Below are 19,743 nucleotides of genomic sequence, written 5' to 3'. Positions count from 1 at the left end.
GACGCCCTGGCGCCGGACGCCCCGGGCCCGGCTAGTCGTGGTGGTCGTGCCCGGCCCCCTCACCGGACTCCCCCGCCCCCTTGGCCGGATGGTGCGGCTCGTAGTCCGGGATGGTCCCGTCCGCCTTCTTCACCAGGAAGAGGCCAGCCATCCCCATGTCCGAGTGGCTCTGCACATGGCAGTGGTACATCCAGGCACCGGCGCCCACGCCCTCGCCCGCGACGACCTGGAAGCCGAAGGAGTCGCCCGGGCCCGTGATCTTGTCGTCCAGGATCTGGCTCGGATCGTCGGGGCCGGTCAGCATGCCCGTGCGGTTGTCCGCCCAGCGGTGACCGTGGACGTGGAACGTGTGGTAGTACTCGCCGTGCGTGATCGACACGAACTCGACCCGGTCGCCCACGGTGGCCTCGAAGACGGGGCTGTCGTGGCCGGACCTGTTGTTGATCGTCATGTCGTTGAAGACGATCGTGAAGGTCTTGTCCGGCAGCAGATCGCCCTTGCGCCGCACGATCAGCGGACCGTACAGCCCCTTCCTGACCCCGCCGGTGCCGTGATCCGTGCCGACCACGTGGTCGTGGTAGTGCCAGTAACCCGCGGTGCCGGGCCGCCAGGTGCCGTCCTTGCGGCGGCCCGGGGCGTGCGTGCGCCAGGTGTAGGTGCGCTTGCCGCCCGGCTCGACGTCGCTCCTGGTGTGCTTGGTGCCGTCGCTGGAGATCTCGTAGTCCATGCCGTGGACGTGCAGACTCGCGGCCACATCCATCGTGTTCTCGAACTCGATGTGCAGCGTGTCGCCCTCGTTCAGCTCGATGAGCGGCCCCGGGATGGAGGCCTTGCCCTTCTCCAGGCCGTACCCCATCTGCCCGTCGGGGAGCCTCTCCGCGTACATCTTGAGGCGCTTGACCTCACCGCCCGCCGGGGCGGTCCGCGGCGGTCCCTCGGCGGTCCGCGCCTCCGGTGCGTGGGTGAGGGACAACGATGTCACACCTGCCGCGGCCGCCGCGCCGCCCGCGAGCATCCGCCGGTTGAAGCTCCGTCTGTCCATGCCGAACTCCCCACTGCGGTACGGAGACTGACGGGGCATGAGAGGCCCCGGGGACGGCCACACGGTAGCGATGGGATCTTCGTTTATCCACAGTCGGGACAAAGTTCGTGCTATCGCGGTGATACCTATTGGCGGGGTGCGAAAAGAGGTCTAGCTTCGTCGGCGCTGTTGCTGTGACCGACGAGGGGTGGGTGTACTCATGCGGCGCACACCGCATCAAAGGCCCTTGACCGTACGAGAGTTGAGCAGAGCACGACCGAGAGCGAACCGCTCGCGCCGGGCCTGGATGGCCGCGCTGCTGTCCGGCGCGCTGGTCACCGGGGCCCTCTCCGCACAGGCCGCGACCGCGCGGCCGTTCCCGAACCCACCGCTGACAACGATGTCCCTCCCGTCGCCGCCCGGCGGCGCCGACGTCAAGGTGCTGGTCTTCCACGGCTCCGCCGCGGACGGCGACGAGTCCCCTGTCGTCGACGCGGGCATCGAGGCCATCGAGAAGATCGGCCAATCGGGCCCGGCCGCGCAGCGGTTCAGGATCGTGGCCACGGACGACCCGGCCGTCTTCACGAACGAGCGAAGGCTCGGCACGTTCAACGCGGTCGCCTTCCTGACCGGTGGCGGAGACGTCCTCGACCCCGAGCAGGAGGCGGGCCTTGAGGCCTACATGGAAGCGGGCGGCGGCTTCCTCGGCATCCACGACGCGGCCCGCGCCGAGCCGTACTCGTCCTGGTTCACCGGCCTGATCGGCGCCCGCCCCGCCGACGCGGGACCGGCCGGCGTCCAGCGCGCCACCGTCGAGGTGGGCGACCGCGAGAATCCGGCGACCAGGGACCTGCCGCTCCAGTGGAAGCGGGCCGACCGGTGGCTGAACTGGACGGAAAACCCCTCGGGCGAGGTGCACACGGTCGCCCGGGTGCGGGAGTCGACGTACCAGCCGGGCGCCGGGAAGAACGGCTGGGACCACCCGGTGTCCTGGTGCCGCGACTACGACGGCGGACGCTCCTTCTACACCGGCATGGGCGGCACGGCGGCCTCGTACGACGAAGCGGACTTCCGCGGCCATCTGCGGGGCGCCCTGCTGTGGACGGCCCGCATCGCCCGCGCCGACTGCAAGGCCACGATCAACGCCCACTACAAGGCGGAGCGCCTCACCCAGGCCAACCAGCCGGGCCAGAACGACCAGATCGGCGAGCCGCACGGCCTGGTCACCGCCCCCGACGGCCGGGTCCTCTACATCGGCCGCGGCGGCGCCGACTCCTCCCAGTCGGTGATCACCGACTGGAACAACCCCGCCATCGGCAAGGGCAGAGGCGAGATCCACGTCTACGACCCGAAGACCAGGAAGGTGACGCTCGCGGGCGCGCTGTCGGTCTTCGGCAACAAGGGCGGCGGGGACGAGCTGACCAAGGTCGAGGAGGGCCTGCTCGGCATCGAGCTGGATCCGGGGTTCGAGCAGAACGGCTGGGTGTACCTGCACTACACACCCCACGCGAAGATCAACCGCGAGACGCGCATGGCCGAGCGGTACGTCTCCCGCTTCACGCTCGACCGGGCCACGAACAAGCTGGCCATGGAGAGTGAGAAGGTGCTGCTCAAGTGGCCGGTGCAGATCCACAGTTGCTGCCACGCGGGCGGCGGGATGGCGTGGGACTCCAAGGACAACCTCTACATCGCGACCGGTGACAACAACTCCTCGCGGTTCACGGACGGCTACTCGGGCAACAACCCCGAGCCGAACTTCAAGGGCGTCTCCTTCGCCGACGCCCGGCGCACCGCGGGCAACACCAACAACCTCAACGGCAAGATCCTGCGCATCCACCCCGAGCCCGACGGGACGTACACGCTCCCCGAAGGGAACCTCTTCACCGGCAAGGAGCAGGACGAGGGCGGCGGCAAGACGCGCGGCGAGATCTATGTGATGGGCGTGCGGAACCCCGCGCGCATCTCCGTCGACAAGAAGACCGACACGCTGTACGCGGGATGGGTCGGCCCGGACGCGTCCACGCCGTCGACGACATGGGGCCCGGCGAAGTACGACACGTTCGCCGCGATCACCCACGCCTCCAACCGCGGCTGGCCGTACTGCATGGGCAACAACCAGCCCTACCGCGACCGCAATCTGCCCGACCCGTCCAAGCCGCTCGGCTGGTACGACTGCCAGAACCTGAAGAACGAGTCGCCCAACAACGACGGCCTGGTGAAGATCCCGCCGGCCGAGCCCAACAACATCTGGTACTCGCCGCAGGGCGGCGGCATCGACTATCCGCGCGACGCCAACGGCGTGCCGAGCTACAAGACGGAGGAGCAGAAGCAGCTCCTGCCGTGGCTCAAGGGCGGCGGCCAGGCCACGATGAACGGCCCGGTCTACCGCTACGACGCGGCGAGCGCGAGCGCCGACAAGTGGCCCTCCTACTGGGACGGCAAGTGGTTCGTCGGCGACTTCTACGACGGTGACCAGCCGCGGCACGCGGTGCTCACCGACCCGAAGACGGTCGGCGGCGGGAGCCTGCCGGTGCACGCCGAATCGCTGAAGAAGATGATCCCGGTCGGCAACGACGGCATCAAGAACCTCATGGACTGGAAGTTCGCGCCGGACGGCTCCCTGTACGTCCTGGACTACGGCCGCGGCTTCTTCACCTCGGACTCCAAGTCGGCGCTGTGGCGCGTGACGTACAAGGGCGGCGCGCCGACCCCGGCCGCCGACGACCTCGCGAGGAGGGCGGGATGATGCGTTCCCCCATCGCACGTACCGCAGGGCGGCGAAGAGTGTGCACGGCGCTGTTCGCGTCGCTGCTCATGGTGCTCGGCCTGACGTCCGCGGCCACGGCGCGCCCCGACGATCCCGGGATCGCCACGCGGGCGCAGACCCTCACCTGGACCGCCGACAACGACATCGACAAGTACAAGTCGGCGCCCACCACGGCGGTCGCGGGCCCGACGACGATCGTCTTCGAGAACAGCGAGGCGACCGGCAACACGACGGGCATGCCGCACACGCTGACGTTCGACGTCTCCGACCCGGAGTACAACAACGACGTCCCGCTGAACATCCTGGCCAACCCCAACGACGACCAGGGCGGCAAGCACACCGCGCAGGTCACGCTCACCCCGGGCCGCTACCGCTACCACTGCACGATCCCCGGCCACGGGGCGATGCAGGGCATCCTGGTCGTCACCGAGGGCGGCGGCGAGGACACCACGGCCCCGGAGACCTCGGCGAAGGTGGAGGGTCAGACCAACGCCGATGGGGCGTACGTCGGTTCGGCGTCGGTGGCGGTGACCGCGACGGACGCGGGCTCGGGCGTCGACAGGATCGAGTACGCGCTCGGGGCGTCCGGCGCGTGGCAGCCGTACACCGCGCCCGTCGTCGTCGACCAGGTCGGCACGCACAAGATCCGCTATCGGGCGTCCGACAAGGCGGGCAACGTGGCGGCGGAGAAGGCGGTCGACTTCACGGTGGTCGCGCCGCCCACGGACGACACGACGCCTCCGGAGACCTCGGCCGCGGTGACCGGTGAGAAGAACGACCAGGGGCAGTACCTCGCGATGGCGACGGTGACGGTGACGGCGTCCGACACCGGTTCCGGCGTCAACAGGATCGAGTACGCGCTCGGTGACGGCGGCGCCTGGAAGGCGTACACCGCTCCGGTCATGGTCCATGAGACGGGCACCCACAAGGTGCGCTTCCGCGCGTCCGACAAGGCGGGCAATCAGGCGGCGGAGAAGGCGGTCGAGTTCACGGTCGTCGCGCCGCCGACGGAGGACACGACGCCTCCGGAGACCTCGGCGAAGGTCGAGGGCACCAAGGACTCGGACGGCGCCTACCTCGGCAAGGCGAAGATGACGGTCACCGCGACGGACGCCGGATCGGGGGTGGCCGAGATCGAGTACTCGCTCGACGGCGGCCCTTATCTGGCGTACGAGGCTCCGGTCGTCGTCGACCGCGTGGGGCGGCACACCGTGGCGTACCGGGCGAGCGACAAGGCCGGGAACACGGCCGCGGCCAAGACGGTCTCCTTCACCGTCTCGTCGGGCGGCGGGGTGCCCGCGCCCAACTGTCCGGAGTACGACGAGCGGTTGACGGTGTTCGTGGGCACGGTCGACACGGGAATCCCCAACCGCGTCACGAACAACCGCTGCCGGGTGGGCGAGCTGATCGAGGACGAGAAGGAGTGGACCTCGCACGCGCTCTTCCTGAAGCACGTCAAGACCGTCACCGACCGGCTTCTTAAAGAAGGCGTCATCGTGCAGCGCGAGTACAACAAGATCAACCGCGCCGCGAAGGAGTCCGGCATCGGCAAGCCGGGCCAGACGGACGGCTACCGCAAGCTCTTCGACGGCACCAAGGAGTCCTTCGACAGGTGGGAGCAGGTGGGCGGCGGCAAGTTCGGGCTCCACGCTGACGGCACCCTCACCAGCAGCACCACGGTCCAGGGCATGGGAATGCTGTGGTTCCCGCAGCGCAAGTACGGTGATTTCTCCCTGAAGCTCCAGTGGCGCGACGACGCTCCGGGCAACAGCCGCACCAACTCCGGTGTCTTCGTGCGCTTCCCGCAGGTCCACGACCATCCGGAGGAGTCGCGTCCGGAGTGGGTCGCCATCAAGTACGGGCACGAGGTGCAGGTGCTCGACCGACCTGACGGCGACATGTACAAGACGGGTTCGGTCTACGGCTTCGACCGGGTGGGGCTCGCGGGCGCGGGCGTGACCCCGAAGGGCACGTGGAACGATTACGAGATCCGCGTGGTGGACCAGCACTACTCGGTCTACCGCAACGGCGTCCTGATCAACGAGTTCGACAACACCGGCGGCCAGGACTTCACGCCGCCGCGCGCCGACGACCCGGGCACGGACGGCCGCCGCTACGCGTCCGGCTACCTCGGGCTCCAGGTCCACGGCGTGACGGACGTGGTGTCCTACCGGGACATCCGGATCAAGGAGCTGTAGCCGAGCTCTGGGGGGCCGGCCCTCACTCCTCGTGCTTCGCCCGGCTCGGCTGTACGCGCTTGGGCTCGCCCGGCATCTTCGGGTACTCCGGGGGGTACGGGAGGTCGCCGAGGCCGTGCTCCCTCTCGTCCTTGTTGGCGAGGTCCAGGAGGGCTTCGAGGGAGTAGGGGTGGTCCTCCATGCGCGCGTGGACGTCGCCGAGCCTGGCGAAGCGCTCCGGCATCGTGGCGATGTCGAAGTCCTCCGGGGTGGCGTCGTCGACCTCGTCCCAGCGCAGGGGCGCCGAGACGGGGGCGTGGGGGCGGGCCCGTACGGAGTAGGCGGAGGCGATCGTGCGGTCCCTGGCGGTCTGGTTGTAGTCCACGAAGATCTTGGGGCCGCGCTCCTCCTTCCACCAGGCCGTGGTGACCTGGTCCGGCATCCGGCGTTCCAGTTCCCGTCCGCAGGCGATCGCGGCGCGCCGCACCTGGGTGAAGGTCCAGCGCGGCTCGATGGGCACGAACACGTGCAGGCCGCGTCCGCCGGACGTCTTGGGCCAGCCGACCAGGCCGCCGAACTCGTCGAGGACCGCGCGCAGTTCGTGCGCGGCCCGTACCGCGTCGGCGTAGTCCGTGCCGGGCTGCGGGTCGAGGTCGATGCGGAGTTCGTCGGGGTGGTCGAGGTCGTCGCGGCGGACCGGCCAGGGGTGGAAGGTGAGCGTGTTGTACTGGGCGGCCCAGATGACCGCGGCGACCTCGGTGGGGCACATCTCGTCCGCGGTGCGACCGCTGGGGAAGGTGATGGTGGCGGTGGGGATCCAGTCGGGATGGTTCTTCGGGGCGCGCTTCTGGTAGAAGAACTCCCCGGCCGCCCCGTCCGGGTAGCGCTGGAGGGTGGTGGGGCGGTCCCTGAGCGCGCGCAGGATGCCGGGGCCGACGGAGACGAGGTAGCGGGCGACGTCCAGCTTGGTGAAACCCCGCTCGGGGAAGACCACCCGGTCGGGGCTGGACAGACGCACCGTCCGCTCCCCCGTGTCGATCTCCACGGCCGCGCTCTTGCCCTTGGCTTCACCCATGGAGCCACGCTAAGCGGGCCGGACATTCGCCGCACACCGGGCGGCATGGAGTGAACCACCGCAGAATCGGAGTATGGATCTGCCGGTGATGCCGCCCGTGAAGCCCATGCTCGCCAAGCCCGTGGCGAAGATCCCCCCGGGCATGCAGTACGAGGCGAAGTGGGACGGCTTCCGGGCGATCGTCTTCCGCGATGGCGCCGACATCGAGATCGGCAGCCGTACGGGCAAGCCCCTCACCCGCTACTTCCCCGAGCTGGTGGCGGCCCTGCGGGAGCGCCTTCCGGCGCGCTGCGTGCTGGACGGCGAGATCGTGATCGCCAGGGACGGGCACCTGGACTTCGACGCCCTCTCCGAACGCATCCACCCGGCGGCCTCGCGGGTCGCGACGCTCGCCGAGCGCACCCCCGCCTCGTTCGTCGCCTTCGACCTGCTCGCCCTCGCGGACGAGTCCCTGCTCACCACTCCCATGGCCGAGCGGCGAGCGCGCCTGGAGGCGGCCCTCTCCGGAGTGACGCATCCGGTCCACGTGGCACCGGCGACCACCGACACGGAGGTGGCGCGGCGCTGGTTCGAGCAGTTCGAGGGCGCGGGGCTCGACGGTGTCATCGCCAAGCCGCTCGACCTGCTCTACCGCCAGGACGAGCGCGTCATGTTCAAGGTCAAGCACGAGCGCACGGCGGACTGCGTGGTCGCGGGCTACCGCCTCCACAAGAGCGGGCCCGTCGTCGGCTCGCTCCTCCTCGGCCTGTACGACGACGAGGGCGCCCTCCAGCACGTGGGCGTGGCCGCCGCCTTCTCCATGAAGCGCCGCGCGGAGCTCGTCGAGGAGCTGGCGCCGCTGCGGATGGAGAGCGCCGAGGAGCATCCGTGGGCCGCCTGGGCGGATGAGGCGGCGCATGAGACGGCGCGGCTGCCGGGGGCGCCGAGCCGTTGGTCGGGGAAGAAGGACCTGTCGTGGGTGCCGGTGCGCCCGGAGCGGGTCTGCGAGGTGGCGTACGACCACATGGAGGGCGGCCGGCGCTTCCGTCATACGGCGCGGTTCCGCACCTGGCGCCCCGACCGCGCCCCGGAGAGCTGCACCTACGCCCAGCTGGAGGAGCCGGTGCGCTACTCGCTCACGGATGTGCTCGGCCCGCAGAACTGACGCGGTCCCGCCCCGCAGAGCTGACGCGGCCCCGACTGCGTAGGGCCGACACGGCCTCCGGTGCCGTAATCACGCCAATGTGCGAAGCCGCTCCCCCGTATCTTCCTCCTCACCGACCGCGACCGTATGCTCCTGCGCCTGACACGTCAGTTACCGACGGTAAGGGGGCGGGGCATGGGGCGCAGTGGTGCCGAGGGAAGCACGCGTCGGGGGTTCGTCGCGGGGGCCGCGGCGGTCGGCGGGGCCGCCGCGCTGGGCGTGGGGGCGGGCGCGCTGCCCGCGGCGGCGGCCGCACCGGGCGCGCCGCGGGCCAGGCAGTCCGTGGCCGTGCTCGGCGGCGGGGTCGCGGGGCTTACGGCCGCCCATGAGCTGGCCGAGCGCGGCTTCGCCGTGACGGTCTACGAGCGCAGGGCGCTCGGCGGCAAGGCCCGCAGCATGGACGTACCGGACAGCGCGAAGGGCAATCGCAAGCCGCTGCCCGGTGAACACGGCTTCCGCTTCATCCCGGGGATCTACCACAACCTCCCCGACACGATGCGCCGCATCCCCTTCCCCGGGAACGCGAACGGCGTGTGGGACAACCTCGTCGCGCCCCGCGAGATGTCGTTCGCGCGCACCGGCCGCGAGGACATCCGGATGCCGATCCCGTGGCCGGGCAGCGAGCCGGAGAAGCTCACCCCGGACGACATCGCGCGGGCGCTCACCGCGCTCCTCGACACCGCGTTCCACCTGCCCGCGCACGAGGTCGCGTACTTCGTGAACCGCGCCCTGGTCTTCCTGACCAGCTGCGACGAGCGCCGCGACGACGACTGGGAGGCGACGCCCTGGTGGGAGTTCGTGCGCGCCGAGAGGATGTCGAAGGACTATCAGCGCATCCTCGCCATCGGCGTCACCCGCAACATCGTGGCCACCAAGGCCGAGGAGGCGAGCACCCGCACGGTGGGCACCCTCGGCGAGGCCTTCGTGTTCAACGCGCTCGGCCAGGGCGCGGACGGCCCGCCCGACCGGCTCCTGAACGCGCCGACCAACGAGGCCTGGATCGACCCGTGGGTGACGCATCTGAAGTCGCTCGGCGTGGAGTTCCGCATCGGCTGGACGGTTCGCGAACTGGCGTTCGGTGGCGGCCGCGTCACCAAGACGGTGGTCGAGGACCCCGGCGGCGTACGGCGTGACATCACCGCCGACCACTATGTGCAGGCCATGCCGGTGGAGCACGCGCGCAGGACGTGGAGCGCCGCTATGAAGGCGGCGGACCCGCAGCTGGCGCGCTGCGACAAGCTGCAGACGGACTGGATGACGGGCATCCAGTTCTATCTGACCGAGCGCCCGCCGCTCGTGAAGGGCCACTTCAACTGCATCGACTCGCCCTGGTCGCTGACCGGCATCGCGCAGGCGGGCCACTGGCCCGAGCGCGACTTCCCCGCCGACTACGGCGACGGCGTCGCGGTCGACTGCCTGTCGGTGGACATCTCCGAGTGGGACAAGCCGGGGATCCTGTACGGCAAGACGGCCAAGCAGTGCACCCGCGACGAGGTCGCCAAGGAGGTGTGGGCGCAGCTCAAGGCGGCGCTGAACGACACCGGCAAGACGGTTCTGAGCGACGGCAAGCTGCACTCGTGGTTCCTCGACCCGGGCGTCGACGGCCTCGGCACTCCGCACCCCACCAATGAGGACGAACTCCTGATCCACCCCGTCGGCACCCTCCACAACCGTCCCTCGGCAGCGACGAGGATCCCCAACCTCTTCCTCTCCGGCGACTACGTGTCCGTGGACATCGACCTGGCGACGATGGAGGGCGCCAACGCGTCGGCCCGCGCGGCCGTCAACGCACTGCTCCGGCGCGCGGGTTCGGACCAGAAGCCGTGCGCGATAAAGCCGATGTTCCGCGCCCCGGCGATCGAGCTGGCCAAACGCCACGACCGCACCCGCTACCGACTCGGCCTGCGCAACGCCCTCGACCTCGGCTGAGAACGGAGGCGTACGGGGTATGACGTACGCATGAGACGGTGGACGCGAACGCGCATGGGGGCCGGGGCGGTGGTGCTCGCCGCCCTGGCGGCGGGCTGCACGGTGCAACCCGAGGGGCGGGGGTCCCCCGCGGGTCCCCCCGGCGACGGTGGCACCGTCCTCGCCGTGAAGATCGACAACGTCCGCCCGGCACGCCCGCACACCGGCCTGGACGCGGCGGACGTCGTCTACATCGAGCAGGTGGAGGCGGGGCTGAGCCGCCTGATGGCGGTGTACGCGTCCCGGGTGCCGCCCGCGATCGGGCCGGTGCGCAGCGCGCGCGAGACCGATCTCGAACTGCTGCGGCAGTTCGACCGGCCCGTGCTCGCGTTCTCCGGGGCGCAGTCGAAGCTGCTCCCGCTGATCGCGGGCGCACCCGTGCGGGCCCTGTCGCCGGGTGAGGCGCCCGGCGATGCCTACTACCGGGACGACGGCAGGGTCGCGCCGCACGATCTCTTCGTACGCCCCAAGGCGCTGAAGGTCGACCCGCGCGCGGGTGCCCTGGAGAGCACGGGGTTCCGGTTCGGGCCGCGCCCGGCGGGCGGCACACCGGAGACACACCGGACGGTCCGCTTCCCCTCGGCGAGCTTCACCTTCGACTGGGTGGAGTACGAGGGCCGCTGGCGCGTCGCCATGGACGGGGAGCGGGCGCGGACCTCCGACGGCAAGGAGCTGGGCCCGTCGACGGTCGTCGTGCAGTACGTGAAGGTACGGCAGTCCCGTTTCCACGACCGGTCGGGCAATGTCTCGCCGTTCACCGAGACGGTCGGCGCGGGGACGGCGCGCGTCCTGCGGGACGGGCGGGCCTACGAGGCGCGCTGGAAGCGGCCGTCGGCCGGGGACGGCACGGAGTTCACGACGCCCGACGGCAAGCGGCTGCCGTTCGCCAAGGGCCAGGTGTGGGTGGTGTACGCCAAGGCGTGAGCGCGCTCAGGGCCGCGGGGCCACCAGCGGCTCCCCGGGGTCGCGCAGGCTCTCCGCGGCGTCCGCGACGCGCCGGATCAGGTCGAAGAACAGGGCTTGCTCGTCGGTGGAGAGCGGGGCGAGGAAGACCTGGTTCATCCGGGCGGTGCGCACGGTCAGCTTGCGGTGCGCGCGCCTGCCCTCGTCGGTCAGGCGCAGCAGATAGCGCCGGCCGTCCTGCGGGTCGCGGACCTTGTCGAGCAGCTCGCGGCGGATCAGCCGGCTGATGACCTCGGCGACGGTGGAGCGGTCCAGGCCCACCCGCTCCCCCACGGTCCGCTGGTCGAGGCCGGGCTCGGCGACGAGGGCGTTGAGGACCGCGAACTGCGGTGAGGTGGTCTCCTCGGAGACCATCGTGGTCCACAGGAGGTAGTGGGCCTGTTGCAGGCGCCGGGCCAGGTGCCCGGGGTGGGTGGCGAGATCCACCGCGGCCATGGGGTCCTCCGCTTCTCCGGCGTGTTTCATCGGTGCACTGAACAATAGCCGCTTCCCTGTCCCTCATATAGCCACTCTTGTCAGGGTGTTGGGCGGCACCTATCCTCCCAGAAATAGTCAGTGCCCTGATTAATTGGGCCGGAGGAGAGGGGCCGGGCGCATGGACAAGGTGGTGGCGACGGTCGCGGAGGCGGTGGCCGGCATCGGGGACGGGGCGTCGCTCGCGGTCGGCGGCTTCGGCCTCAGCGGCGTACCGAACGAGCTGATACGCGCGCTGCACGCGGCCGGCGCCACGGGCCTGCGGGTGGTCTCCAACAACTGCGGGGCGATGGACTCGGGCCTCGCACTGCTCCTTTCGGCGGGCCGCATCGCCCGGGTGACCGGCTCCTACATCGGCGCCAACAAGGAGTTCGCCCGGCAGTACCTGGGCGGCGAGCTGGAGGTCGAGATGATCCCGCAGGGCACGCTGGCCGAGCGGCTGCGGGCGGGCGGCGCGGGCATCCCCGCCTTCTACACCCCGGCCGGGGTGGGCACCCAGGTCGCCGACGGCGGGCTGCCGTGGCGCTACGACGGCGAGGGCGGGATCGCGCTCGCCTCCCCGGCCAAGGAAGTACGGGAGTTCGACGGCACCCCGTACGTCCTGGAGCGCGGCATCCGTACGGACTTCGCGCTGGTGCGGGCGGCGCGGGGCGACCGGCACGGCAACCTCGTCTTCACCAAGTCCGCCCGCAACTTCAACCCCCTCGCGGCGATGGCGGGCCGCGTCACCGTCGCCGAGGTGGAGGAGCTGGTGGAGCCGGGCGAGATCGACCCGGACGCCGTGCACCTGCCGGGGATCTTCGTGCAGCGCGTGGTCGCGCTCACCGCCGGGCAGGCGGCGGAGAAGCGGATCGAGAAGCGGACGGTGAGCGGCTGATGCCATGGACCCGTGAGCAGATGGCCGCCCGCGCGGCGCGTGAACTCCGCGACGGCCAGTACGTGAACCTGGGCATCGGCCTGCCCACCCTGATCCCCAACCACCTGCCCCCGGGTGTGGAGGTGGTCCTGGAGTCCGAGAACGGCATCCTCGGGGTGGGCCCCTACCCCGCCGAGGCCGAGGTCGACCCGGACCTGATCAACGCGGGCAAGGAGACCGTGACCGTACTGCCCGGCGCCTCCTTCTTCGACTCGGCGCTCTCCTTCGGGATGATCCGCGGCGGCCACATCGATGTCGCCGTGCTCGGCGCGATGCAGGTCTCCGCGCGCGGGGACCTCGCCAACTGGGCGGTCCCCGGCAAGATGATCACCGGGATCGGCGGGGCGATGGACCTGGTGCACGGCGCCGGCACGGTCATCGTCGTCATGACGCACACCGCCAAGGACGGCACCGCGAAGATCGTCGAGGAGTGCGGGCTGCCGTTGACCGGCAAGGGGTGCGTGGACCGGATCGTCACCGATCTGTGCGTGCTTGACGTGACGGAACGGGGTCTGGAGCTGGTCGAGTCGGCTCCGGGGTGCGGGATCGAGGAGATCGTCGCGAAGACGGGGGCCGAGGTGCGGGTTCGGGAAGAGGCGGCCGCCGCATCTCCCTCCCCGTCCCCGCCTCCGCCGCCGTCCCCCTCCGCAGCCCCGCCGCGCTCCTCCCCGTCCCCAGCCCCGCCGCGCTCCTCCCCCTCCGCGGCGCCGCTGCCCGACGGGCTCAGTCAGGGGGCGATCGACGCCGAGGTCGCCAAGGCGCGGGCCGCGTCGGACGGGCGGGGCCATCCGCCGCGTGACTACCCGCCCTACCGCAGCAGCCACTTCCGCCACCCCAAGCGGCCGCTGGTCCCGCTGCGGGACCCCGAGGCGGTGGAGCTGAGCGGTCCCGCGTTCGGCGTCACCGACGTCACCGCCCTGGACCGCGATCTGACGCGACAGCACCAGGGCGAGCCGCTGGGCGAGCGGATCACCGTGAGCGGCCGGGTCCTCGACCGCCGGGGGCGCCCCGTACGCGGCCAGCTGGTCGAGCTGTGGCAGGCCAACGCGTCCGGGCGGTACGCCCATCAGCTGGACCAGCACCCGGCACCCCTCGACCCCCACTTCACGGGCTTCGGCCGCTGCCTGACCGACGACGACGGCACGTACTCCTTCACGACCGTCAAGCCGGGCGCCTATCCGTGGCGCAACCACGTCAACGCCTGGCGCCCCGCGCACATCCACTTCTCGCTCTTCGGCACGGCCTTCACCCAGCGCCTGGTCACGCAGATGTACTTCCCCGGGGACCCGCTCCTCCCCTACGACCCGGTGCTGCGCTCGGTGACCGACCAGTCCGCGCGGCAGCGGCTCGTCTGCGCGTACGACCACGATCTGTCCGTCCCCGAGTGGTCGCTGGGGTACCGCTGGGACATCGTTCTCGACGGCCCGTCCGCGACCCTCTTCGAGGAAGGCGACCACCGCTGATGCCCCCGCACGCGCTCCCCACGCCTCCGACGCCCTCCCAGACCGTCGGCCCCTTCTACGGCTACGCGCTGCCCTTCCCGCGCGGCGGCGAGGTTGCGCCCCTCGGCCACCCGGACACCATCACGCTGCACGGGTACGTGTACGACGGCGCGGGGCAGCCCGTCCCCGACGCCCTGGTGGAGACCTGGCAGCCCGCTCCGGACGGCACGCGGACGGGCGCGCCCGGGTCGCTGCGGCGCGACCCCGTGACGGGACAGGTCATCGGGCGCGACGGGGTGGCGTTCACCGGTTTCGGGCGGGTGGCGACGGACGCGGACGGTCACTGGGCGGTGCGGACGCTGCCGCCGGGTGGCGTCTCGTACGTCTCGCTGGCCGTCTTCGCGCGCGGGCTGCTGCACCACCTCTACACGCGCGCGTACGTGGTGGACGAGCCCGGCGACGCGCTGCTCGCCTCCCTGGACACCGACCGGCGCGCCACGTTGATCACGCGGAGCGAGGCGCCGCGTACGTACCGGTTCGACATCCGGCTCCAAGGGGCGGACGAGACGGTCTTCCTGGAGTTCTCGTGAGCGGCCTGTTCTCCCCCGGGTGGGCCGGGTCCGCCGCCGAGGAGGCGACCGGCGACCCCGCCTTCCTCCAGGCACTCCTTGACGCGGAGGCGGCACTGACGCGGGCCCAGGCGGCGGTCGGCCTCGCCCCCACGGGGGCGGCCGAGGCGGTCACGGAAGCGGCCTCGGACGCGAGCCGCTTCGACGCCCGCGCCCTCGCGCTCCGCGCGCGGGAGGGCGGAAACCCGGTGATCCCCCTGGTGGCGGAGCTGACGGCGGCGGTACCGGCCGACGCGGCGCCCTACGTCCACCGGGGCGCGACGAGCCAGGACATCCTCGACACGGCCCTGATGCTGCTCGCCGCGCGGACGCTGGACCTGATCCTCCCGGACCTGGCCCGCGCGGAGAGCGCGCTGGCCCGTCTCGCGTCGCGGCACCGGGACACGGTGATGCCGGGCCGCACGCTGACGCAGCACGCGGTGCCGACCACGTTCGGCCTGAAGGCGGCGGGGTGGCGCTCACTCGTGCTCGACGCGCGGGACCGGGTCGCGGGGGCCCGGGGGACGCTTCCGGCGCAATTGGGGGGCGCGGCGGGGACGTTGGCGGTGTTCGGGGTGTATGGGAGGGGCGGACTGTGTGCGGGTGAGGGGCGCCGCGAGGCCTGTGGCGGCCTTGTCGCGGCCTTCGCGCGCGAGCTGGGGCTCGCCGAGCCGCTGTTGCCCTGGCACGCCCTCCGTACCCCCGTCGCCGACCTCGCGGGCGCCCTCGCCTTCACCGCGGGGGCCCTCGGCAAGGCGGCCGCGGACGTCCTCACGCTCTCCCGCACGGAGATCGCCGAGGTCTCCGAAGGGGCGGGGGGTGGCTCGTCCGCGATGCCCCACAAGGCGAACCCGGTCCGCGCCACGCTCATCGCCGCCGCCGCGCGCCGCGCGCCCGCCCTCGCGGCGACCCTGTACGGCTCGCTGGTGGCCGAGGACGAGCGGCCGGCGGGCGCCTGGCACGCCGAGTGGGAGCCCTTGCGCGACCTGCTCCGCCTGGTCGGCGGCGCCGCCCGGGACGCGGCCGAGATGGCGGAGGGCTTGCGCGTGCACCCGGAGGCCATGCGTGAACATCTCCATCTCAGCGGCGGGTTGATCGTCTCCGAGCGGCTCGTCGCCGAGCTGACGCCCCTGCTCGGTCAGGCCCGCGCGAAGCAGTTCCTCACCGACGCGGCACGGCGTACGCGCGCCGAGGGGCGCACACTCGCGCAGATCCTGGCGGAGGTCCTCGCACAGATCCTGGCGGAGGAACCCGCCCTGAAGGACGTCGGCCCCGACCTCGGCCTCGACCTCGGCGAAATCACCGACCCCACCCGTTACACCGGTTCCGCCGGCACCCTCACCGACCGCGCCCTGGAGCGACGTTGACCCTCGACACGACCGGCAGGCTGCCGCACCAGATCACGGAGGGACCGGACACCGCTCCCCCGCTCTTTCTGGGCCCCTCTCTCGGTACGTCGACCGCCCTGTGGGACGCGGTCGCGCCCGAACTCTCCGCCGCCCACCGGGTCGTGCGCTGGGACCTGCCCGGCCACGGCCGCTCCCCCGCCGACCTGATCGGTCCCGGCGCCACGGTCGCCGATCTCGCGGGACTCGTCCTCGCGCTGGCCGACTCGCTCGGCGTCGACCGCTTCGCGTACGCGGGTGTCTCCCTGGGCGGCGCCGTAGGACTGCACCTCGCGGCCCACCATCCGCAGCGCGTGACGCGTCTCGCCGCGATCTGCACCTCGGCCCACTTCGGTGGCGCCGAGCCATGGCGGCAGCGGGCCGCGACCGTGCGCCGCGAGGGCCTGGCCGGGCTCGCGGAGTCGGCGCCGCAGCGCTGGTTCACACCCGGTTTCACCGTGCCCGGCCTGGTGGCGGACTTGCGGGCCGCCGATCCGGGCGCGTACGCCGCGTGCTGTGACGCCCTGGCCGCGTACGACCTGCGGGAGGCCCTGGCGTCGATCGCCGCGCCCACACTGGTGATCGCCGGACGTGAGGACCCGGCGACACCGCCCGCCCACGCCAGGGAGATCGCCGACGCGGTACCGGACGCGTCCCTCATGGAACTCGCCGGTGCCTCCCACCTGGCGCCCGCGGAACGCCCGGCCGCCGTGGCCGCCGCCCTGCGCGCCCACTTCGCCGACCCGGCCCGCGCGGAGGGCGGCGGCATGGCCGTGCGCCGCGCGGTACTGGGCGACGCCCACGTCGACCGCGCCCAGGCCGGCACCACGTCCTTCACGGCCCGCTTCCAGTACTTCGTCTCCCGCTACGCGTGGGGCGAGATCTGGACCGACCCCACGCTGCCGCGCCGCGAGCGCAGCCTGATCACGCTGACCGCGCTGGTCGCCCACGGCCATCTCGACGAACTCGCCCTGCACATCCGCGCGGCCCGCCGCAACGGCCTCACCCCCGAGGAGATCGGCGCGGTCCTCCTCCAGACGGCGGTCTACTGCGGAGTCCCGGCGGCGAACTCGGCGTTCGCGGTGGCCCAGCGGGTCCTCGCGGAGGAGCAGTAGCAGAGGGCGCCGCGCAGGACAGGGGGCCGGGTGACCCGCACGCGCGCGTGCCCGTTCACCGCGCCCCGTACACCGGTCCCGGCGGCAGCGCGTCGGCAAGCAGTCTCCGGGCCGCCTCGCCCGCCTCGGCCGGGGTCCAGCGGGCGCCTTTGTCCGCGGTGGGGCCGGGGCGCCAGCCCTCCATCACGGTGATGCGGCCCGCCTCCGCCTCGAAGACGCGGCCGGTGACACCCGCGGAGGCGGTGGAGCCCAGCCAGACGACCAGCGGGGAGACGTTCTCGGGGGCCATCGCGTCGAAGGCACCGGGCTCGGGGGCGGCCATCGTGTCGGCGAAGGTCTGCTCCGTCATGCGGGTGCGGGCGGCGGGGGCGATGGCGTTCACGCGTACTCCGTAGGCGGCCAGTTCCACCGCGGCGACCAGGGTGAGGCCGAGGATCCCGGCCTTCGCCGCGCTGTAGTTGCCCTGCCCGACGCTGCCCAGAAGGCCCGCTCCCGAGCTGGTGTTGACCACGCACGCGTGCGGCACGCGCCCGGCCTTCGCCTCGGCCCGCCAGTGCGCGCCCGCGTGCTTCAGCGGCAGGAAGTGCCCCTTCAGGTGGACTCTCATGACGGCGTCCCAGTCGTCCTCGCCGAGGTTGACCAGCATCCGGTCGCGCAGGAAGCCCGCGTTGTTGACGAGGGTGTCCAGGCGGCCGTACGTGTCGAGGGCGGCCCGCACCAGCGAGGCCGCGCCCTCGGACGTCGCGATGTCACCGCCGTGCGCGACCGCGTCCCCGCCCGCGGCGCGGATCTCCCCGACCACCGCGTGCGCGGGCCCGCCGGAGACCCCGGAGCCGTCCGGTCCCACGCCGAGGTCGTTGACGACGACCTTGGCGCCCTCGGCCGCGTACGCGTGCGCGTGGGCGCGGCCCAGGCCACGGCCCGCGCCGGTGACGATCACGACGCGGTCCGCGCAGATGCCCGGCCGGCCGGGTGGCGAGGCGGACGGGGCGGCGGGTGCGGTCATGCGGCAACTCCCTTGGTGACGTTCAACGGTTGGCTTGGTGACGTTCAGCGGTTGACGGAGGCGGCGTCGAGGAAGGCGGGGCGTTCGCCGCCGCCGTGCAGGTGGAGCGCGGCGCCGCTGATGTAGCGGGCGCGGTCGGAGGCGAGGAAGACGCAGGCGTCGGCGACGTCCGAGGGGTCGGCGAGGCGGCCGAGCGGGACCGTGCGGGCGACTCTGGCGACGCCCTCCTCGTCGCCGTAGTGCAGGTGGGCGCTCTCGGTGCGGGCGAGGCCGAGGACGACGGTGTTGACCCGCACGGAGGGCGCCCATTCGACCGCCATGGTCCGGGCGAGGTTCTCCAGGCCGGCCTTCGCGGCGCCGTACGCACCGCTGCCCGGGGACGGCCGGGTGCCGCTGACGCTGCCGATCATCGTGATGCTGCCGCCCGCCTCCTGGGTGCGCATCACGTCGTACGCGGCGAGCGAGGCGTACAGCGGGGCGAGCAGGTTCAGTTCGACGACCTTGGCCTGGCGGGCCGGGGCGGTGTCGGCGAGGAGGCCGAAGGGTGTGCCGCCCGCGTTGTTCACCAGGGCGTCCACCCTGCCGTGCTCGGCGGCCACTTCGCGGAAGAAGACCTGGGCGGCCTGCGCGTCCCGCAGGTCTAGCGGGCGGAACTCGGCGGTGGCGCCCGCGGCTTCGACGGGCCTGTCGGGCGCTCTACGGGCGCAGACGACGACCCGCGCCCCGGCGGCGAGGAAGCCGCGGGCGATTCCGGCGCCGACGCCGCGGGTGCCGCCGGTGACGACGACCACCTGTCGGGTGTCAGTCATCGCTGCTACCTTTCCAACTAACAAATGTTTGGTTGAAGGCGTGTGGTCGAAAGGTAGCGGATCCTCTGATGTCTGTCTCCACCTCCGTCCCGGACAAGGGCGTGGCCGTCGTCACGGTCGACCATCCGCCCGTCAACGCCCTTCCCGCGCAGGGGTGGTTCGACCTGGCCGACGCCGTGCGCGCCGCGGGGCGCGACCCCGGCACGCGCTGTGTGGTGCTGACGGCCGAGGGCCGGGGGTTCAACGCGGGCGTGGACATCAAGGAGCTGCGGCGCGACAGCGGCCACGACGCGCTGATCGGCGCCAACCGCGGCTGCTCCGCGGCCTTCTCGGCGGTGTACGACTGCGAGGTGCCGGTGGTCGCCGCAGTGCAGGGCTTCTGCCTGGGCGGCGGCATAGGCCTCGTGGGGAACGCGGACGCGATCGTGGCGAGCGAGGACGCCACCTTCGGCCTGCCCGAGCTGGACCGGGGCGCGCTGGGCGCGGCCACCCATCTGGCCCGCCTGGTCCCGCAGCACCTGATGCGGGCGCTGTACTACACCTCGCGCACGGTGACGGCCGCCGAGCTGCACGCGCACGGTTCGGTGTGGCGGGTCGTCCCGCGCGCGGAACTGCGCGAGGCGGCACTGGAGCTGGCGCGGGAGATCGCCCGCAAGGACGGCACGCTGCTGCGGTTCGCGAAGGCGTCGATCAACGGCATCGACCCGGTGGACGTCCACCGCAGCTACCGCTTCGAGCAGGGCTTCACCTTCGAGGCGAACCTCAGCGGCCTCGCCGACCGCATCCGCGAGGACTTCGGGACGCAAGGGGAGGGCAGGGCATGACCCACACGGC

At 72.1% G+C, this 19,743-nt stretch carries 16 protein-coding genes and 1 pseudogene; 12 read left to right on the top strand and 5 right to left on the bottom strand.

The window, feature by feature from the left end; all coding sequences use genetic code 11:
• Positions 1-31: 31 nt before the first annotated feature.
• On the bottom strand, positions 32-1,042 hold the full coding sequence (locus DMA15_RS32945; RefSeq protein WP_125516333.1) for a multicopper oxidase domain-containing protein: 1,011 nt from the start codon (positions 1,040-1,042) through the stop codon (positions 32-34).
• Positions 1,043-1,328: 286 nt separating this feature from the next.
• Between DMA15_RS32945 and DMA15_RS32940 the strand changes: the two genes are divergently transcribed.
• Positions 1,329-3,767, top strand: a complete 2,439-nt coding sequence (locus DMA15_RS32940; protein WP_240660317.1) for a ThuA domain-containing protein — start codon at positions 1,329-1,331, stop codon at positions 3,765-3,767.
• Positions 3,764-5,986: a family 16 glycoside hydrolase gene (locus tag DMA15_RS32935; protein WP_240660069.1), complete on the top strand. Its 2,223-nt coding sequence runs from the start codon at positions 3,764-3,766 to the stop codon at positions 5,984-5,986. The genes DMA15_RS32940 and DMA15_RS32935 overlap by 4 nt, the downstream gene beginning before the upstream one ends.
• Positions 5,987-6,008: 22 nt before the next feature.
• On the opposite strand, the gene ligD is transcribed toward DMA15_RS32935, so the two are convergent.
• Positions 6,009-7,040, bottom strand: coding sequence for a non-homologous end-joining DNA ligase (gene ligD / locus DMA15_RS32930; protein WP_125516331.1), 1,032 nt, complete (start codon positions 7,038-7,040; stop codon positions 6,009-6,011).
• A gap of 73 nt (positions 7,041-7,113) precedes the next feature.
• Here ligD and DMA15_RS32925 point away from each other — a divergent pair, with 73 nt between their 5' ends.
• The 3 genes from DMA15_RS32925 to DMA15_RS32915 all read left to right on the top strand — a co-directional run bounded on the left by DMA15_RS32925 (position 7,114) and on the right by DMA15_RS32915 (position 11,115).
• A complete protein-coding gene (locus DMA15_RS32925; protein WP_125516330.1) occupies positions 7,114-8,184 on the top strand; it encodes an ATP-dependent DNA ligase in 1,071 nt (356 codons plus the stop codon).
• 174 nt (positions 8,185-8,358) lie between these two features.
• Positions 8,359-10,152, top strand: coding sequence for an FAD-dependent oxidoreductase (locus DMA15_RS32920; protein WP_125516329.1), 1,794 nt, complete (start codon positions 8,359-8,361; stop codon positions 10,150-10,152).
• Positions 10,153-10,182: 30 nt separating this feature from the next.
• Positions 10,183-11,115, top strand: a complete 933-nt coding sequence (locus DMA15_RS32915; protein ID WP_125516328.1) for a DUF3048 domain-containing protein — start codon at positions 10,183-10,185, stop codon at positions 11,113-11,115.
• Positions 11,116-11,121: 6 nt separating this feature from the next.
• Here the strand turns inward: DMA15_RS32915 and DMA15_RS32910 are convergent, their stop codons facing one another.
• Positions 11,122-11,589, bottom strand: coding sequence for a MarR family transcriptional regulator (locus tag DMA15_RS32910; RefSeq protein ID WP_125518160.1), 468 nt, complete (start codon positions 11,587-11,589; stop codon positions 11,122-11,124).
• Positions 11,590-11,749: 160 nt separating this feature from the next.
• Here DMA15_RS32910 and DMA15_RS32905 point away from each other — a divergent pair, with 160 nt between their 5' ends.
• The 6 genes and pseudogenes from DMA15_RS32905 to pcaD all read left to right on the top strand — a co-directional run bounded on the left by DMA15_RS32905 (position 11,750) and on the right by pcaD (position 17,094).
• On the top strand, positions 11,750-12,505 hold the full coding sequence (locus DMA15_RS32905; RefSeq protein ID WP_125516327.1) for a CoA transferase subunit A: 756 nt from the start codon (positions 11,750-11,752) through the stop codon (positions 12,503-12,505).
• A pseudogene (locus DMA15_RS37155) lies at positions 12,505-13,137 on the top strand (CoA transferase subunit B); the annotation flags it as partial. The gene DMA15_RS32905 and the pseudogene DMA15_RS37155, both read left to right, overlap by 1 nt.
• Before the next feature lie 117 nt (positions 13,138-13,254).
• Positions 13,255-14,007, top strand: a complete 753-nt coding sequence (gene pcaH / locus DMA15_RS37150) for a protocatechuate 3,4-dioxygenase subunit beta (protein WP_206302982.1) — start codon at positions 13,255-13,257, stop codon at positions 14,005-14,007.
• On the top strand, positions 14,007-14,576 hold the full coding sequence (gene pcaG, locus DMA15_RS32895; RefSeq protein WP_125516325.1) for a protocatechuate 3,4-dioxygenase subunit alpha: 570 nt from the start codon (positions 14,007-14,009) through the stop codon (positions 14,574-14,576). The genes pcaH and pcaG overlap by 1 nt, the downstream gene beginning before the upstream one ends.
• Complete coding sequence (pcaB, locus tag DMA15_RS32890; protein WP_125516324.1) at positions 14,573-15,961, top strand: 3-carboxy-cis,cis-muconate cycloisomerase; 1,389 nt, start codon at positions 14,573-14,575, stop codon at positions 15,959-15,961. The genes pcaG and pcaB overlap by 4 nt, the downstream gene beginning before the upstream one ends.
• Positions 15,958-17,094, top strand: a complete 1,137-nt coding sequence (pcaD, locus tag DMA15_RS32885; protein ID WP_164551876.1) for a 3-oxoadipate enol-lactonase — start codon at positions 15,958-15,960, stop codon at positions 17,092-17,094. Before pcaB ends, pcaD begins: the two co-directional genes overlap by 4 nt.
• A gap of 55 nt (positions 17,095-17,149) precedes the next feature.
• On the opposite strand, the gene DMA15_RS32880 is transcribed toward pcaD, so the two are convergent.
• Positions 17,150-18,100 carry an SDR family oxidoreductase gene (locus DMA15_RS32880; RefSeq protein WP_125516323.1) on the bottom strand — a complete coding sequence of 317 codons (951 nt, stop codon included), beginning with the start codon at positions 18,098-18,100 and terminating at the stop codon, positions 17,150-17,152.
• Positions 18,101-18,144: 44 nt separating this feature from the next.
• Positions 18,145-18,909 (bottom strand): SDR family oxidoreductase, encoded by a 765-nt coding sequence (locus DMA15_RS32875; RefSeq protein WP_125516322.1) that lies wholly within the window; start codon positions 18,907-18,909, stop codon positions 18,145-18,147.
• 68 nt (positions 18,910-18,977) lie between these two features.
• Between DMA15_RS32875 and DMA15_RS32870 the strand changes: the two genes are divergently transcribed.
• Complete coding sequence (locus DMA15_RS32870; protein WP_125516321.1) at positions 18,978-19,733, top strand: enoyl-CoA hydratase family protein; 756 nt, start codon at positions 18,978-18,980, stop codon at positions 19,731-19,733.
• Positions 19,734-19,743: the final 10 nt, after the last annotated feature.

The organism is Streptomyces sp. WAC 01529 (assembly GCF_003945545.1).
GTDB classification, from domain to species: domain Bacteria; phylum Actinomycetota; class Actinomycetes; order Streptomycetales; family Streptomycetaceae; genus Streptomyces; species Streptomyces anatolicus.
Note: the sequence above shows the minus strand (reverse complement) of the source record. Positions and strands in the feature narration are given on the sequence as shown.

Coding starts and splice junctions, on each gene's coding strand:
- DMA15_RS32945 (WP_125516333.1), bottom strand. CDS start 1,042: ATGGACAGACGGAGCTTCAACCGGCGGATGCTCGCGGGCGGCGCGGCG.
- DMA15_RS32940 (WP_240660317.1), top strand. CDS start 1,329: ATGGCCGCGCTGCTGTCCGGCGCGCTGGTCACCGGGGCCCTCTCCGCA.
- DMA15_RS32935 (WP_240660069.1), top strand. CDS start 3,764: ATGATGCGTTCCCCCATCGCACGTACCGCAGGGCGGCGAAGAGTGTGC.
- ligD (WP_125516331.1), bottom strand. CDS start 7,040: ATGGGTGAAGCCAAGGGCAAGAGCGCGGCCGTGGAGATCGACACGGGG.
- DMA15_RS32925 (WP_125516330.1), top strand. CDS start 7,114: ATGGATCTGCCGGTGATGCCGCCCGTGAAGCCCATGCTCGCCAAGCCC.
- DMA15_RS32920 (WP_125516329.1), top strand. CDS start 8,359: ATGGGGCGCAGTGGTGCCGAGGGAAGCACGCGTCGGGGGTTCGTCGCG.
- DMA15_RS32915 (WP_125516328.1), top strand. CDS start 10,183: ATGAGACGGTGGACGCGAACGCGCATGGGGGCCGGGGCGGTGGTGCTC.
- DMA15_RS32910 (WP_125518160.1), bottom strand. CDS start 11,589: ATGGCCGCGGTGGATCTCGCCACCCACCCCGGGCACCTGGCCCGGCGC.
- DMA15_RS32905 (WP_125516327.1), top strand. CDS start 11,750: ATGGACAAGGTGGTGGCGACGGTCGCGGAGGCGGTGGCCGGCATCGGG.
- pcaG (WP_125516325.1), top strand. CDS start 14,007: ATGCCCCCGCACGCGCTCCCCACGCCTCCGACGCCCTCCCAGACCGTC.
- DMA15_RS32880 (WP_125516323.1), bottom strand. CDS start 18,100: ATGACCGCACCCGCCGCCCCGTCCGCCTCGCCACCCGGCCGGCCGGGC.
- DMA15_RS32875 (WP_125516322.1), bottom strand. CDS start 18,909: ATGACTGACACCCGACAGGTGGTCGTCGTCACCGGCGGCACCCGCGGC.
- DMA15_RS32870 (WP_125516321.1), top strand. CDS start 18,978: ATGTCTGTCTCCACCTCCGTCCCGGACAAGGGCGTGGCCGTCGTCACG.